The organism is Burkholderia sp. IMCC1007 (genome assembly GCF_027257875.1).
GTDB lineage: Bacteria > Pseudomonadota > Gammaproteobacteria > Burkholderiales > Burkholderiaceae > Burkholderia.
The window spans coordinates 1-11,949 of sequence record NZ_JAPVQY010000104.1; the positions used below are offsets into that span (position 1 = coordinate 1).

Below are 11,949 nucleotides of genomic sequence, written 5' to 3' on the forward strand. Positions count from 1 at the left end.
CGACGGCGGGACGGGCGGAGCGGGCGGGCGCGTTCATGCGGCTTCGGCGGCCTGGGCGGCGGCGAGCGCCGCCGCCGCGCGTGCGAGCCGCACGCCGAGTGCGGCCGCGAGCGCCTTTTCGTCCGCCGACAGCCCTGCGGGCGCGCTGCGATCGTGCTGCGACACGTGCGACGCGCCGTAGGGCGTGCCGCCGGTGCTTGTCGTGCTGAGCGCCGATTCCGTGTACGGAATCCCGACGATCATCATCCCGTGATGCAGCAGCGGCAGCATCATCGACAGCAGCGTCGATTCCTGGCCGCCGTGCAGGCTGCCGGTCGACGTGAACACGCAGGCCGGCTTGCCGGTCAGCGCGCCCGACAGCCATTGCGGCGTGGTGCCGTCGAGGAAATACTTGAGCGATGCGGCCATGTTGCCGAAGCGGGTCGGCGAGCCGAGCGCGAGGCCCGCGCATTCCTCGAGATCGCGCAGCTCCGCATACGGCGGGCCGTCGGCCGGGATGTCGGGGGCGGTGGCTTCGCAGACTGCCGACACCGATGGCACGGTGCGGATCCGCGCCTGCATGCCCGGTACGCTGTCGATGCCGTTCGCGATCGCGAGCGCGAGGTCGCGCGTGGCGCCGTGGCGGCTGTAATAGAGGACGAGAATGTCTTTCATGGGCGACGGGGCCGCGTGCGGCCGCGCGCATGCCCGGTGCAGTCGGCCCCTGCTGGATCGAGCGGCTATTATAGGGGCTGAAGCCGTCGCGCAGCGCGGCGGCGGCGCGCCGTCGGGCGCGCTCATCGAGAAGGAGAAGCCGTTTGCCGAAGTTGAGCGTCGATCTCGACACCATCAAGCGCCTCGCGCAGTTCGCGGCCCGGCGCAGCGCCGAGGATCGCATCCCGCAAGTGGCGGGTAGCCTCACGTTCACGACGATGCTGGCCCTCGTGCCGCTCGTGACGGTCGCGTTTGCGTTGTTCACCGCGTTTCCGATGTTCGCGTCGTTCCAGATCTCGCTGCAGGGGTTCCTCGCGGATCACCTGATGCCCGCGCAGTTCAACGTCCAGATCTTCAAGTACCTGAACCAGTTCGCGTCGAAGGCCAAGGGGCTGACGACGGCCGGCCTGATCGTGCTCGTCGTCACGTCCGTGATGACGATGATGACGATCGAATCCGCGTTCAACCTGATCTGGCGCGTGCGCAAGCCGCGGCCGTTCGCGCAGCGCGTGCTCGCGTACTGGGCGCTGATCACGCTCGGCCCGCTGCTGTTCGGCGTGAGCCTGTCGATCTCGTCGTACCTGTTTACGCAGTCGCTGGCGTTCACCGGCGCCGCACCGTCGACCACGCTGATCGAGTGGCTGCTCACGCTCGCCTCGCTGCCGCTGACCGTGCTCGCGTTCACGCTGCTCTACGTGTACCTGCCGAACTGCACGGTCGCATGGCGCGACGCGGTGATCGGCGGCCTGTTCGCGGCCGTCGCGTTCGAGCTCGCGAAGCGCGGTTTCGGCTATTACGTGCGGCGCATTCCGACCTACACGGCCGTCTACGGCGCGTTCGCGGCGCTGCCGGTGTTTCTGCTGTGGGTGTACCTGAGCTGGTTCATCGCGCTGCTCGGCGCGATGGTCGCCTCCGCGCTGCCCGCGATCCGGGTGGGCCAGTTCCATCGCATCCACTATCCGGGCAGCGACCTGCTCGACGCGCTCGAATTGCTCGCGCGGCTGGCCGAGGCGCGCGCGGTCGGCAAGGCCGGCTATCCGGCGATACGCCTCGCGACCATGCTGCGCTGCGACATGGAAACCGCGCAGCGGCTGTTGCTGACGATGGAGGAGCGGGAATGGATCGCGCGGCTGGATGGCGCCGAGCTCGCGCCGCGCTACATCCTGCTGGCGAACCCGGAGCACCTGACGCTGGCGCAGTTGTTCGACGTGCTGGTGATCGACCGTACCGAGCTGACCTACCAGCTGCAGCGGCGCCGTAGCCACGTCGACGGCGCGGCGCTGCTCGAGGTGCTGTCGAACGACCGGTTCGACGTGTCGCTTGCGTCGCTGATCGCTGCGCACGGGCTGGCAGGGCTGCCGCCGGAGGCGTCCGCGGCGGGGCAGGCGGCCGACGCCGGGCCCGACGCGCACGCGCGGCCGCCGAAAACGGCGTGACGTGGTACCTCGCTGGCGTTACAGCGGAATCTTGCCGGTGCAGATGTCCTTGAACATCACCCAGTCGCCCATCAGGCTGTAGATCGGATGCCGGAACGTGGCGGGGCGGTTCTTTTCGAAGAAGAAGTGTCCGACCCACGCGAAGCCGTAGCCGCACACGACGGCCGCCGGCAGCCACAGCCAATAACCTGTCGCGATCGCCATCGCGATGCAGCCGATCACGCCGAGCGAGCCGATGAAGTGCAGCCGCCGCGACGTCAGGTTCTGATGTTCGTTCAGGTAGTACGGGTAGAAATCAGCGAAGCTGGCGAAATGCTCCGAATGCGTATGCGCCATGGCCGTCTCCTCGGGCCGCCGTCCATGCCGTTCATTGTGCGGCGGGCGGCCGGCGTCCGCAAGCGCGGCGGCCGCGGCGCGCCGGCCCGAGCTTTCTTTTTGACAGGCTTTCCGATACGATCGAAAGCGGATTTGCATTCAAGCATGAGGGGACTACGATGCGCGTCAGCGATATTCTGAAAGTGAAGGGCAACACGCTGTTTACGGTGACGCCCGATAAGCCGCTGCGCGAAGCGGTCGACACGATGGCCGAGCACGACATCGGTTCGCTCGTCGTGATGGAGTACGGCGATCTCGTCGGCATGCTGACGTTCCGCGAGATCATCCTGCGCCTGCACGTAAACGGCGGCGCGATCGGCGACGTCCAGGTGCGCAAGGTGATGGACGAGCCGCTCACCTGCACGCCGGAAACCGACATCAACGAAGTGCGCCGGATGATGCTCGAGCGCCACGCGCGCTACATGCCGGTGCTCGACAAGAAGGTGCTGATGGGCGTCATTTCGTTCTACGACGTCGCGAAGACGGTCGTCGAAGCGCAAAGCTTCGAGAACCGGATGCTGAAGGCGTACATTCGCGACTGGCCGGAAGCCGAAGCGCACAAGCCGTGAAACCCGTCGCGCCCGTTGCGATGATGCGCGGGCGCTGCCATCCGGCGCACGGCGGCGCAGGTTCAGCCTGCGCCGCCGTTTTTTCAACAACAACACAAGGCCCGCGCAGCGTCGCGCAGACGACGCGCGCGTATTCCGAATGAGCGATCACACGCAAGTCTCTTCCGGCTCGCGCGGCGAACGCCGCGAGCACGCATCCCAGTTCGACCTGCTGCGCCAGCGTCGTTTCGCGCCGTTCTTCACGACCCAGTTCCTCGGTGCGCTGAACGACAACGTATTCAAGATCGGCTTCACGTCGCTCGTCACGTATCACACCGCGCGCTTCTCCGGCGTCGACGCGAAGACGGCCGCGTTCCTGATTTCCGCGATCTTCATCTTGCCGTTCGTGCTGTTCTCCGCCACGTCCGGGCAGATTGCCGACAAATACGACAAGGCGACGCTCACGCGCTTCGTGAAGACGTTCGAGATCGTGCTGATGCTGGTCGGTGCAGCGGGCTTCGTCACGCACAGCGCAACCTTGCTGTATCTGTGCACGTTCATGATGGGGATGCACTCGACGCTGTTCGGCCCCGTCAAGTATTCGTACCTGCCGCAGCATCTCGGCGACCATGAGCTGGTCGGCGGCAACGGCCTCGTCGAGATGGGCACGTTCATCGCGATCCTGATCGGCACGATCATCGGCGGCGCGGCTGCGGGCATCGAAGGCAGCGGCGAGCGCGTGCTGGCGGTCAGCGTCGTCGTCATCGCACTGGCGGGGCGGCTCGTCGCGCAGCGCGTGCCGTCGACGCCGGCGCCGCAGCCCGATCTCGTGATCAACTGGAACCCGTTCAGCGAGACCTGGCGCAACCTCGGCCTCGCGCGGCAGAACCGCACGGTGTTCCTGAGCCTGCTCGGCATTTCGTGGCTGTGGTTCGTCGGCGCGACGTTCCTCACGTCGTTCTTCAATTTCGCGAAGGACGTGCTGTCCGCGAGCCCCGACGTCGTCACGATCCTGCTCGCGACGTTCTCGGTCGGGATCGGCCTCGGCTCGCTGCTGTGCGAGCGGCTGTCGCAGCGGCGCGTCGAGATCGGCCTCGTGCCGCTCGGCTCGATCGGCATCAGCGTGTTCGCGATCGAACTGTATTTCGCGAGCCATGCGCTGCCGTCGCCGGGCCATCTGCTGTCGGTCGGCGAATTCCTGGCCGGCGCGCGCCACTGGCGCATCCTGGCCGACCTGTTCCTGCTCGCGATGTTCGGCGGCTTCTACAGCGTGCCGCTGTATGCGCTGATCCAGAGCCGCAGCGCGCCCACCCACCGTGCGCGGATCATCGCCGCGAACAACATTCTCAACGCGCTGTTCATGATCCTGTCCGCGTTGATGGCGATGGGGCTGACCAAGGCCGGCGTCGACATCCCGGGCCTGTTCCTCGTCACCGCGCTGCTGAACGTCGTCGTCGCGACGTATATCTACCTGCTCGTCCCCGAGTTCCTGCTGCGCTTCGTCGCGTGGGTGCTCGTGCACACGTTCTACCGGATTCGGCTGGTGCATGGCGAGCGGATCCCGGAGGAGGGCGCGGCCGTGCTCGTGTGCAATCACGTGAGCTACGTCGATGCGCTCGTGCTGGCCGCCGCGAGCCCGCGGCCGATCCGTTTCGTGATGGATCACCGGATCTTCAACACGCGTTTCGCAAGCTGGGTGTTCCGCCATGCGAAGGCGATTCCGATCGCGCCGCGCCACGAGGATCCCGAGATGCTCGCCCGCGCGTACGATGCGTGCGAGGCCGCGCTGAAGGACGGCGAACTCGTGTGCATCTTCCCCGAGGGCAAGCTGACCAAGACGGGCGACATCAACACCTTCCACCACGGTATTACGGAGATCCTGACCCGCACGCCGGCGCCCGTGATCCCGATGGCGCTGCGCGGGCTCTGGGGCAGCTATTTCTCCCGCCATGCCGACGCGCGCATGCCGCGGCCCATCAAGCGCGGCGTGATGAGCCGGCTGACGCTCGCGGTCGGCGAGCCGATTCCCGCGTCGGTCGCGACGCCCGAAGTGCTGCAGGCCGCGGTAACCGAGCTGCGCGGCGCGCGCAAGTGAGCGCGGCGCCGGCGCACCGACGCTGCCCGCCGGTGGTCGCATGGGCGCGTCAGCGCGAGCGGCGCCGGTGGTCTGAACGGTTCACACGGCCCGCGAGCCCGGGACGGCTGGCATAATAGCGGCTTACCTCTTTTTCGACCGGCAAACGATCGACTGCCCGCAGCCCCGGCAGCGCATCGGTTTGCCCATTTCTCTTTGGGCGGTTCCATCATGTCCGGCAATACCCTCGGCACGCTTTTCACTGTCACGACCTTCGGCGAATCGCACGGTCCCGCGATCGGCTGCGTGATCGACGGCTGCCCGCCGGGAATGGGGCTGACCGAAGCCGACATCCAGGTCGAGCTCGATCGCCGCAAGCCCGGCACGTCGCGGCACGTGACGCAGCGCCAGGAGGCCGACCAGGTCGAGATCCTGTCCGGCGTGTTCGAAGGCGTGACGACCGGCACGCCGATCGCGCTGCTGATCCGCAACACCGACCAGCGCAGCAAGGATTACGGCAACATCGTCGAGACGTTCCGTCCCGGCCATGCCGACTACACGTACTGGCAGAAGTACGGCGTCCGCGACTACCGCGGCGGCGGCCGCTCGTCCGCGCGCCTCACCGCGCCGCTCGTCGGCGCGGGTGCGGTCGCGAAGAAATGGCTGCGCGAGCGCTTCGGCGTCGAGGTGCGCGGCTACATGAGCGGCCTCGGCGATATCGACGTGCCGTTCGTCGACTGGTCGCACGTCCGCGAGAACCCGTTCTTCTCGCCGAACGCGGCGATCGTGCCGGAACTCGAGGCGTACATGGACGCGCTGCGCAAGGACGGCGACTCGATCGGCGCGCGCATCGACGTCGTTGCATCGGGTGTGCCGGTCGGCTGGGGCGAACCGGTGTTCGACCGGCTCGATGCCGATATCGCGAAGGCGATGATGAGTATCAACGCGGTGAAGGGCGTCGAGATCGGCGCGGGCTTCGACAGCATCGCGCAACGGGGCTCGGTGCATGGCGACGAACTGACGCCGGCCGGCTTCGTCGGCAATCACGCGGGTGGCGTGCTCGGCGGGATTTCGACCGGGCAGGACATCACCGTGTCGATCGCGATCAAGCCGACGTCGAGCATCCGCACGCCGCGCCGTTCGATCACGAAATCCGGCGACGAGGCGACGGTGGAAACCTTCGGCCGCCACGATCCGTGCGTCGGCATTCGCGCCACGCCGATTGCCGAATCGATGCTCGCACTGGTGCTGATCGACCATGCGCTGCGTCATCGTGCGCAGTGCGGCGACGTCGAGACGCCGACGCCGAAGATCGCAGGCAGCGCGACCTGACAAAACAGCGCCGGCGCTTGCCGGCTCGACCGGTCCGATGCGAAACGGGGCGCTTGTGGCGCCCCGTTTTCACTGTGCCGTCGCGTATCGGCGCGCCGCTTACTCGCGCACGCTGCTGCTCGGCGCCGGCGGCGCCGCCGATTCCCGCACGCGCAACTCGGGCTGCACCGCGCAGCCGGGCCCCGGCTGGCCGTTCTCGAGCGCGTCGAGCAACGCGTGCGCGGCTTTGCGCCCGATCGCATCCGTGTCGACCCACATGGTCGTCAGCGACGGCCGGATCTCGCGCGCCAGCGCGACATCGTCGAATCCGGTGATCGACAATTGCGACGGCACGTCGAGACCCAGCGCCTGCGCCTCGAGCAGCGCGCCGAGCGCGAGCGCATCGTTGCCGCAGATCACCGCCGTCGGCCGTGGCGCCGCGCCGTGCGCGATCGCCCGCAGGCTCTGCCGTCCGAACGCGATCGTGGCCGGCCCTTCGTGCAGATGAACCGGGCGCACCGCGAGCCCGTGCGCGGCAAGCGTGTCGTGAATGCCGCGCAGGCGCGCCTGCACGCGGTCGTTGTCCGCCGACGGCTGCATGATGATCGCGAAATCGCGATGTCCGAGGTCGATCAGATGCGTGGTCAGGCGCGCGAATGCCGCGCGATTGTCGAAGCCGATGCAGCAGTGCGGGCTGTCGTCGCGATACGCGTAGGTCACGACGTACGGCACCCGGTGCAGGTCGAGCAGTTCGAACACCTCCGGCGGATACGCTTCGCCGACGAGCGACACGGCTTCCACGCCGCGCGACAGCATCGCACGCACCTGTGCGAGCGCCTGCGCCGGATCGTAGTTCGAGCAGCCGAGAAACAGGGTGATGCCGCGTTCGGCCATCACCGTCTGCATGCCCGCGACCTGCGACGCGAACACCTGGTCGTCGAGCGTCGGGATGATCGCGCCGGTGATATGCGTACGGGTGGACGCGAGCGCGCGGCCGGCCGCATTGGGAATCCAGTTCAGCGCGCGAGCCGCGTCGCGCACGCGTTGCTGTACGTCGGCCGAAACCTTGCCCGGATCGTTGTAGACGCGCGAAACGGTCGCGGTCGACACGCCGGCGAGCTTCGCGACGTCGCCCAGCACCGAGCGGCCGTTGCCGCGGCGCGCGCGCGCCGTGCCGCGGGGCGGGGGCGTGCTCATCGATCGTCTCCGTGTACGGTTGTGCCGTGCGGGCTGCCTGTCGTCAAAAACGCCATCGTTTACCCTCGATCATCGCGGTTCCACTTGCATTTTCATTGTCGCTTATGCGAATGTAAGCGCTATCTCGATGCTGTTCTGCATTATGTCAGACGCGTGGTCCACACGCGTCACGAAACGTCATCAAATTTCCGTCGTCGACGATGGCCGATTCGGCCATTTTGTTCGTCGAAAATGTAAGCGGTTACATCTGTAAATGAACGAAGCAAAGGCACCCCGGATCGCTGTCGTCGGCAGCGTCAACGTCGATCTCGTCACGCACGCGCCGCGGCTGCCCGTGCGGGGCGAAACGCTGCTCGGCACCACGTTCCAGACGGTCCACGGCGGCAAGGGCGCGAACCAGGCGGTGGCGGCTGCGCGCCTGGGTGCGGCGGTCGCGATGATCGGCTGCGTCGGCCACGACGCGTTCGGGACGCGCCTGCACGGCGCGCTCGCCGCGGAACGCATCGACGTCACGCATTTGCACCGGATCGAAGGAGAGGCGACGGGAGTCGCCACGATCACGGTCGATGCGCAGGGCGCGAACAGCATCGTCGTCGTGCCCGGTGCGAACGACCGCCTCGATATCGCGCGGATCGACGCGGCCCGCGACACGATCGCGGCGGCCGCGCTGATGGTGTGCCAGCTCGAGGTACCGATCGCGACCGTGGCGCACGCCATCGCGCGGGCGGTCGCGCATCGCACGCCGGTGCTGCTCAATCCGGCGCCGGCGCAACCGCTGTTCGACGCATTGCTCGGCCGGATCGACTACCTCGTCGTCAACGAAACGGAAGCGGAGTCGCTCACCGGCATCGCCGTCGGCGACGATGCGTCGGCGGTACGCGCGGCCGACGCGCTGTGCGCGAAGGGCGTCGGCAACGTGCCGGTCACGCTCGGCGCGCGCGGCGTCTGCTGGCGCGGCAGCGCGGGCAGCGGCCGTCATCACGCGATCGCGGTGGTCGCGGTCGATACGACGGCGGCCGGCGACACGTTCGTCGGCGGGTTCGCGACGGCCCGCGCGGGCGGCGCGTCGATGGACGACGCAATCGGCTTCGGCCAGCGTGCAGCCGCGATCAGCGTGACGCGCCGCGGCGCGCAGACCTCGATTCCGACACGCGAAGAAGTGGAGCGCATGGCCCGCTAGAGGCCGCGCACGACGGACAGGGTGCGTCCGCACCCGTCGATGACATGGAGACAAACGCAATGGACGAAAATCACGCTGTTCCGAGTGCGCCGCCCCGTATCCGGCGCGGACAACGTATCGCGCTGGCGTTGCTGATGGCGAGCGGGATCGTCAACTATCTCGATCGCGGTACGCTGGCCGTCGCGAGTTCGGCCATCCGGAACGATCTCGGGCTGTCGCTTTCGCAGATGGGGCTGCTGCTGTCGGCGTTCTCGTGGAGCTACGCGCTGTGCCAGTTTCCGGTCGGCGGCCTCGTCGATCGGATCGGGCCGCGCCGGCTGCTCGGCATCGGCCTCATCGTGTGGTCGGTCGCGCAGGCCGCGGGCGGGATCGTCGGCACCTTCGGCTGGTTCATCGTGGCGCGCATCGCGCTCGGCATCGGCGAGGCGCCGCAATTTCCGTCGGCGGCACGGGCGGTGAGCAACTGGTTTCCGTTGCGCGCACGCGGTACGCCGACGGGGATCTTCAACGCGGCATCGCCGCTCGGAACCGCGCTTGCGCCGTTGCTGCTGTCGATTCTCGTCGCGTCGTTCAGCTGGCGCTGGGCCTTCATCGCGACCGGTGCGCTCGGTCTCGTCGTCGCGGCCGTGTGGTTCGCGCTGTACCGCGATCCGGCACGCGCGCAACTGACCGCAGCGGAGCGCGACTATCTCGATGCCGATGCGCAGACTGCCGTTGCCGCGCCCAAACTGACCTTCGCCGAATGGCGCAGCCTGTTTTCGCACGGCACGACCTGGGGCATGCTGATCGGCTTCTTCGGTTCCGTGTATCTGAACTGGGTTTATCTGACCTGGCTGCCCGGATACCTGACGATGGAGCGGCACATGAGCCTCGTTCGCACCGGATTCGCGGCGTCCGTGCCGTTCCTGTGCGGGTTCATCGGCTCGCTGCTGGCGGGCTGGCTGTCGGATCGAGTGACGCGGCACAGCCGCTCGCCTGTCGTGAGCCGGCGCAATGCGGTGGTCGTCGCGATGCTCGGGATGGTCGCGTTCACGATTCCGGCCGCGCTCGTGCAGAGCAATACGGTCGCGCTTGCGTGCATTTCGATCGTGATCTTCCTGGCCAATGCGGCGTCGGCATGTTCGTGGGCGCTTGCGACGGCGGCGGCACCGCCGAGCCGCATCGCATCGCTCGGCGCGATCCAGAATTTCGGCGGCTTCATCGGCGGTGCACTCGCGCCGATCCTGACGGGCGTCATCGCGCAGAAGTGGTCGTTCGTGCCGGCGCTGCTGACGGCAGCGGCGATCGCGTTCGCCGGCGCGATCGCCTACCTGGTGCTGGTGCGCAAGCCGATTCCGGAGCAAGCCGCGAGCGCGGCGCCCGGCGCGTTGCCGGCCTGAGTATGCGGCGTGGCCGAAGCCTTTACCCAAGCAAGGAGAAACAGATGCAGACCCAACCCCAGCAGCGTCCGAGCACGACGATCGAGGGAATCGTGCCGGTGATGCTGACGCCGTTCGACGACGCCGGCGCGATCGACTACGCCGGGCTGGAGCGGCTGATCGAATGGTATCTGGCGCATGGCTCGGACGCGTTGTTCGCGGTCGCGCAATCGAGCGAGATGCAATTCCTGAGTCTGGCCGAACGTGCGCAACTCGCACGCTTCGTGGTCGAGCGGGTGGCCGGGCGCGTGCCGGTCGTCGCGTCCGGGCACATCAGCGACGATATCGACGCGCAGGCCGCCGAGCTTCGTGCGGCGGCCGAATCCGGCGCGCAGGGCGTCGTGCTCGTGACCAACCGGCTCGACCCGCAGCGCAAGGGCACCGCCGCGTTTCTCGATCATCTCCATGCGCTGCTGGCCCGACTGCCGTCGGATCTGCCGCTCGGCCTGTATGAATGTCCGGCGCCGTACCGGCGACTGCTGTCCGACGATGAGCTGCGCGCGTGCATCGACACCGGCCGCTTCGTGATGTTGAAGGACGTGAGCTGCGATCTGGAGACGGTGAAGCGGCGCGTCGCGCTCGCCGCGGGTTCGCCGCTGAAGATCCTGAACGCCAACGCGGCGATCGCATGGGATGCGATGAAGGCGGGGTCCGCCGGCTTCAACGGCGTGTTCACCAACTTCCATCCGGATCTGTATCAGTGGCTGCGCACGCACGGCGACTCGGATCCCGAACTGGCCGACGAGTTGTCGACGTTCCTGGTGGTCGCTGCGGTATCGGAAGCACTCGGCTACCCCGCGCTCGCGAAGATTTATCACCAACGGATCGGCACGTTCGGATCGATCCGTTGCCGCGCGATCGACTACGACGTGCGCGAGCGCTTCTGGGCGCTCGACGCGGTGCTCGACAAGATCGTGTCGGGTACCGAGCATTTCCGTCGGCGGATCGCGGCGCGCTAGTACAGGCGGCGCTCATCGTTGCCCGCGAATGCGGGCGGGCGGTGCGCAATGCCGAACGGACGAAAAAAACGCCGCGCGAGGCGGCGTTCTTCCGGGAGGTTACATGTTCGGGTAATTCGGCCCGCCGCCGCCTTCCGGCGTGACCCACACGATGTTCTGCGTCGGGTCCTTGATGTCGCAGGTCTTGCAGTGCACGCAGTTCTGCGCGTTGATCACCAGGCGATCGCTGCCGTCGTCGTTCTTCACGAACTCGTACACGGCCGCCGGGCAGAAACGCGCCTCCGGCCCCGCGTAGGTGCGCAGGTTCACGTTCACCGGCACGCTCGCATCCTTGAGCGTCAGGTGCGCCGGCTGGTTCTCCTCGTGGTTCGTGTTCGAGATGAACACCGACGACAGCCGGTCGAACGTCAGCTTGCCATCCGGCTTCGGGTACTCGATCGGCGTGCATTGCGACGCGGGCTTCAGCATCTCGTGATCCGCGTGCTTGTGGTGCAGCGTCCACGGCACGTTGCCGCCCATCACCTTCTGCTCGAGCCCCACCATCAGCGTGCCGAGGTACAGCCCCTTGGCCATCCACTGCTTGAAGTTGCGCGCGCGGTACAGCTCCGTGTACAGCCACGATTGCTTGAATGCATCCGGGTACGCGTTCAATTCGTCCGACTGACGGCCGGCCTGCACCGCGTCGAATGCGGCGTCGGCGGCCAGCATGCCGGTCTTGATCGCCGCGTGGCTGCCCTTGATCCGCGACGCGTTCAGGA

Annotated in this window: 11 protein-coding genes; 7 read left to right on the plus strand and 4 right to left on the minus strand. The window is 67.5% G+C overall.

Going from position 1 to position 11,949, the window contains the following annotated elements; genetic code table 11:
• Positions 1–33 precede the first annotated feature (33 nt).
• A complete protein-coding gene (gene wrbA, locus O1Q03_RS39040) occupies positions 34–654 on the minus strand; it encodes an NAD(P)H:quinone oxidoreductase (RefSeq protein ID WP_269511270.1) in 621 nt (206 codons plus the stop codon).
• Positions 655–797: 143 nt separating this feature from the next.
• Here wrbA and O1Q03_RS39045 point away from each other — a divergent pair, with 143 nt between their 5' ends.
• Positions 798–2,129 carry a YihY family inner membrane protein gene (locus tag O1Q03_RS39045; RefSeq protein WP_269511272.1) on the plus strand — a complete coding sequence of 444 codons (1,332 nt, stop codon included), beginning with the start codon at positions 798–800 and terminating at the stop codon, positions 2,127–2,129.
• 18 nt (positions 2,130–2,147) lie between these two features.
• Here O1Q03_RS39045 and O1Q03_RS39050 read toward each other — a convergent pair whose 3' ends face one another.
• Positions 2,148–2,465, minus strand: a complete 318-nt coding sequence (locus tag O1Q03_RS39050; RefSeq protein ID WP_269511274.1) for an Mpo1-like protein — start codon at positions 2,463–2,465, stop codon at positions 2,148–2,150.
• 158 nt (positions 2,466–2,623) lie between these two features.
• On the opposite strand from O1Q03_RS39050, the gene O1Q03_RS39055 reads away from it, so the two are divergent.
• The 3 genes from O1Q03_RS39055 to aroC all read left to right on the plus strand — a co-directional run bounded on the left by O1Q03_RS39055 (position 2,624) and on the right by aroC (position 6,458).
• On the plus strand, positions 2,624–3,073 hold the full coding sequence (locus tag O1Q03_RS39055) for a CBS domain-containing protein (RefSeq protein ID WP_269511276.1): 450 nt from the start codon (positions 2,624–2,626) through the stop codon (positions 3,071–3,073).
• Between the two features lie 139 nt (positions 3,074–3,212).
• Positions 3,213–5,147 carry an MFS transporter gene (locus O1Q03_RS39060; protein ID WP_269511279.1) on the plus strand — a complete coding sequence of 645 codons (1,935 nt, stop codon included), beginning with the start codon at positions 3,213–3,215 and terminating at the stop codon, positions 5,145–5,147.
• Positions 5,148–5,357: 210 nt separating this feature from the next.
• Positions 5,358–6,458 (plus strand): chorismate synthase, encoded by a 1,101-nt coding sequence (aroC, locus tag O1Q03_RS39065; RefSeq protein WP_269511281.1) that lies wholly within the window; start codon positions 5,358–5,360, stop codon positions 6,456–6,458.
• A gap of 99 nt (positions 6,459–6,557) precedes the next feature.
• Here the strand turns inward: aroC and O1Q03_RS39070 are convergent, their stop codons facing one another.
• Positions 6,558–7,634, minus strand: coding sequence for a LacI family DNA-binding transcriptional regulator (locus tag O1Q03_RS39070; RefSeq protein WP_269511283.1), 1,077 nt, complete (start codon positions 7,632–7,634; stop codon positions 6,558–6,560).
• A 253-nt stretch (positions 7,635–7,887) separates the two neighbouring features.
• On the opposite strand from O1Q03_RS39070, the gene rbsK reads away from it, so the two are divergent.
• From rbsK to O1Q03_RS39085, 3 genes are read left to right on the plus strand one after another with little or no spacing between them, the layout of a single operon-like run.
• Complete coding sequence (gene rbsK, locus O1Q03_RS39075) at positions 7,888–8,814, plus strand: ribokinase (protein WP_269511285.1); 927 nt, start codon at positions 7,888–7,890, stop codon at positions 8,812–8,814.
• A gap of 59 nt (positions 8,815–8,873) precedes the next feature.
• On the plus strand, positions 8,874–10,193 hold the full coding sequence (locus tag O1Q03_RS39080) for an MFS transporter (protein ID WP_269511288.1): 1,320 nt from the start codon (positions 8,874–8,876) through the stop codon (positions 10,191–10,193).
• Positions 10,194–10,237: 44 nt separating this feature from the next.
• Entirely contained in the window at positions 10,238–11,191 is a 954-nt protein-coding gene (locus O1Q03_RS39085) for a dihydrodipicolinate synthase family protein (protein ID WP_269511290.1), read from the plus strand.
• A gap of 99 nt (positions 11,192–11,290) precedes the next feature.
• Here O1Q03_RS39085 and O1Q03_RS39090 read toward each other — a convergent pair.
• The coding region (locus tag O1Q03_RS39090; protein ID WP_269511292.1) for an electron transfer flavoprotein-ubiquinone oxidoreductase at positions 11,291–11,949 on the minus strand (659 nt) is incomplete at its 5' end.

Bases quoted from the DNA above. Each gene is read 5' to 3' on its own strand.
- wrbA (WP_269511270.1), bottom strand. From the start codon at position 654: ATGAAAGACATTCTCGTCCTCTATTACAGCCGCCACGGCGCCACGCGC.
- O1Q03_RS39060 (WP_269511279.1), top strand. From the start codon at position 3,213: ATGAGCGATCACACGCAAGTCTCTTCCGGCTCGCGCGGCGAACGCCGC.
- O1Q03_RS39070 (WP_269511283.1), bottom strand. From the start codon at position 7,634: ATGAGCACGCCCCCGCCCCGCGGCACGGCGCGCGCGCGCCGCGGCAAC.
- O1Q03_RS39050 (WP_269511274.1), bottom strand. From the start codon at position 2,465: ATGGCGCATACGCATTCGGAGCATTTCGCCAGCTTCGCTGATTTCTAC.
- rbsK (WP_269511285.1), top strand. From the start codon at position 7,888: ATGAACGAAGCAAAGGCACCCCGGATCGCTGTCGTCGGCAGCGTCAAC.
- aroC (WP_269511281.1), top strand. From the start codon at position 5,358: ATGTCCGGCAATACCCTCGGCACGCTTTTCACTGTCACGACCTTCGGC.
- O1Q03_RS39085 (WP_269511290.1), top strand. From the start codon at position 10,238: ATGCAGACCCAACCCCAGCAGCGTCCGAGCACGACGATCGAGGGAATC.
- O1Q03_RS39080 (WP_269511288.1), top strand. From the start codon at position 8,874: ATGGACGAAAATCACGCTGTTCCGAGTGCGCCGCCCCGTATCCGGCGC.
- O1Q03_RS39055 (WP_269511276.1), top strand. From the start codon at position 2,624: ATGCGCGTCAGCGATATTCTGAAAGTGAAGGGCAACACGCTGTTTACG.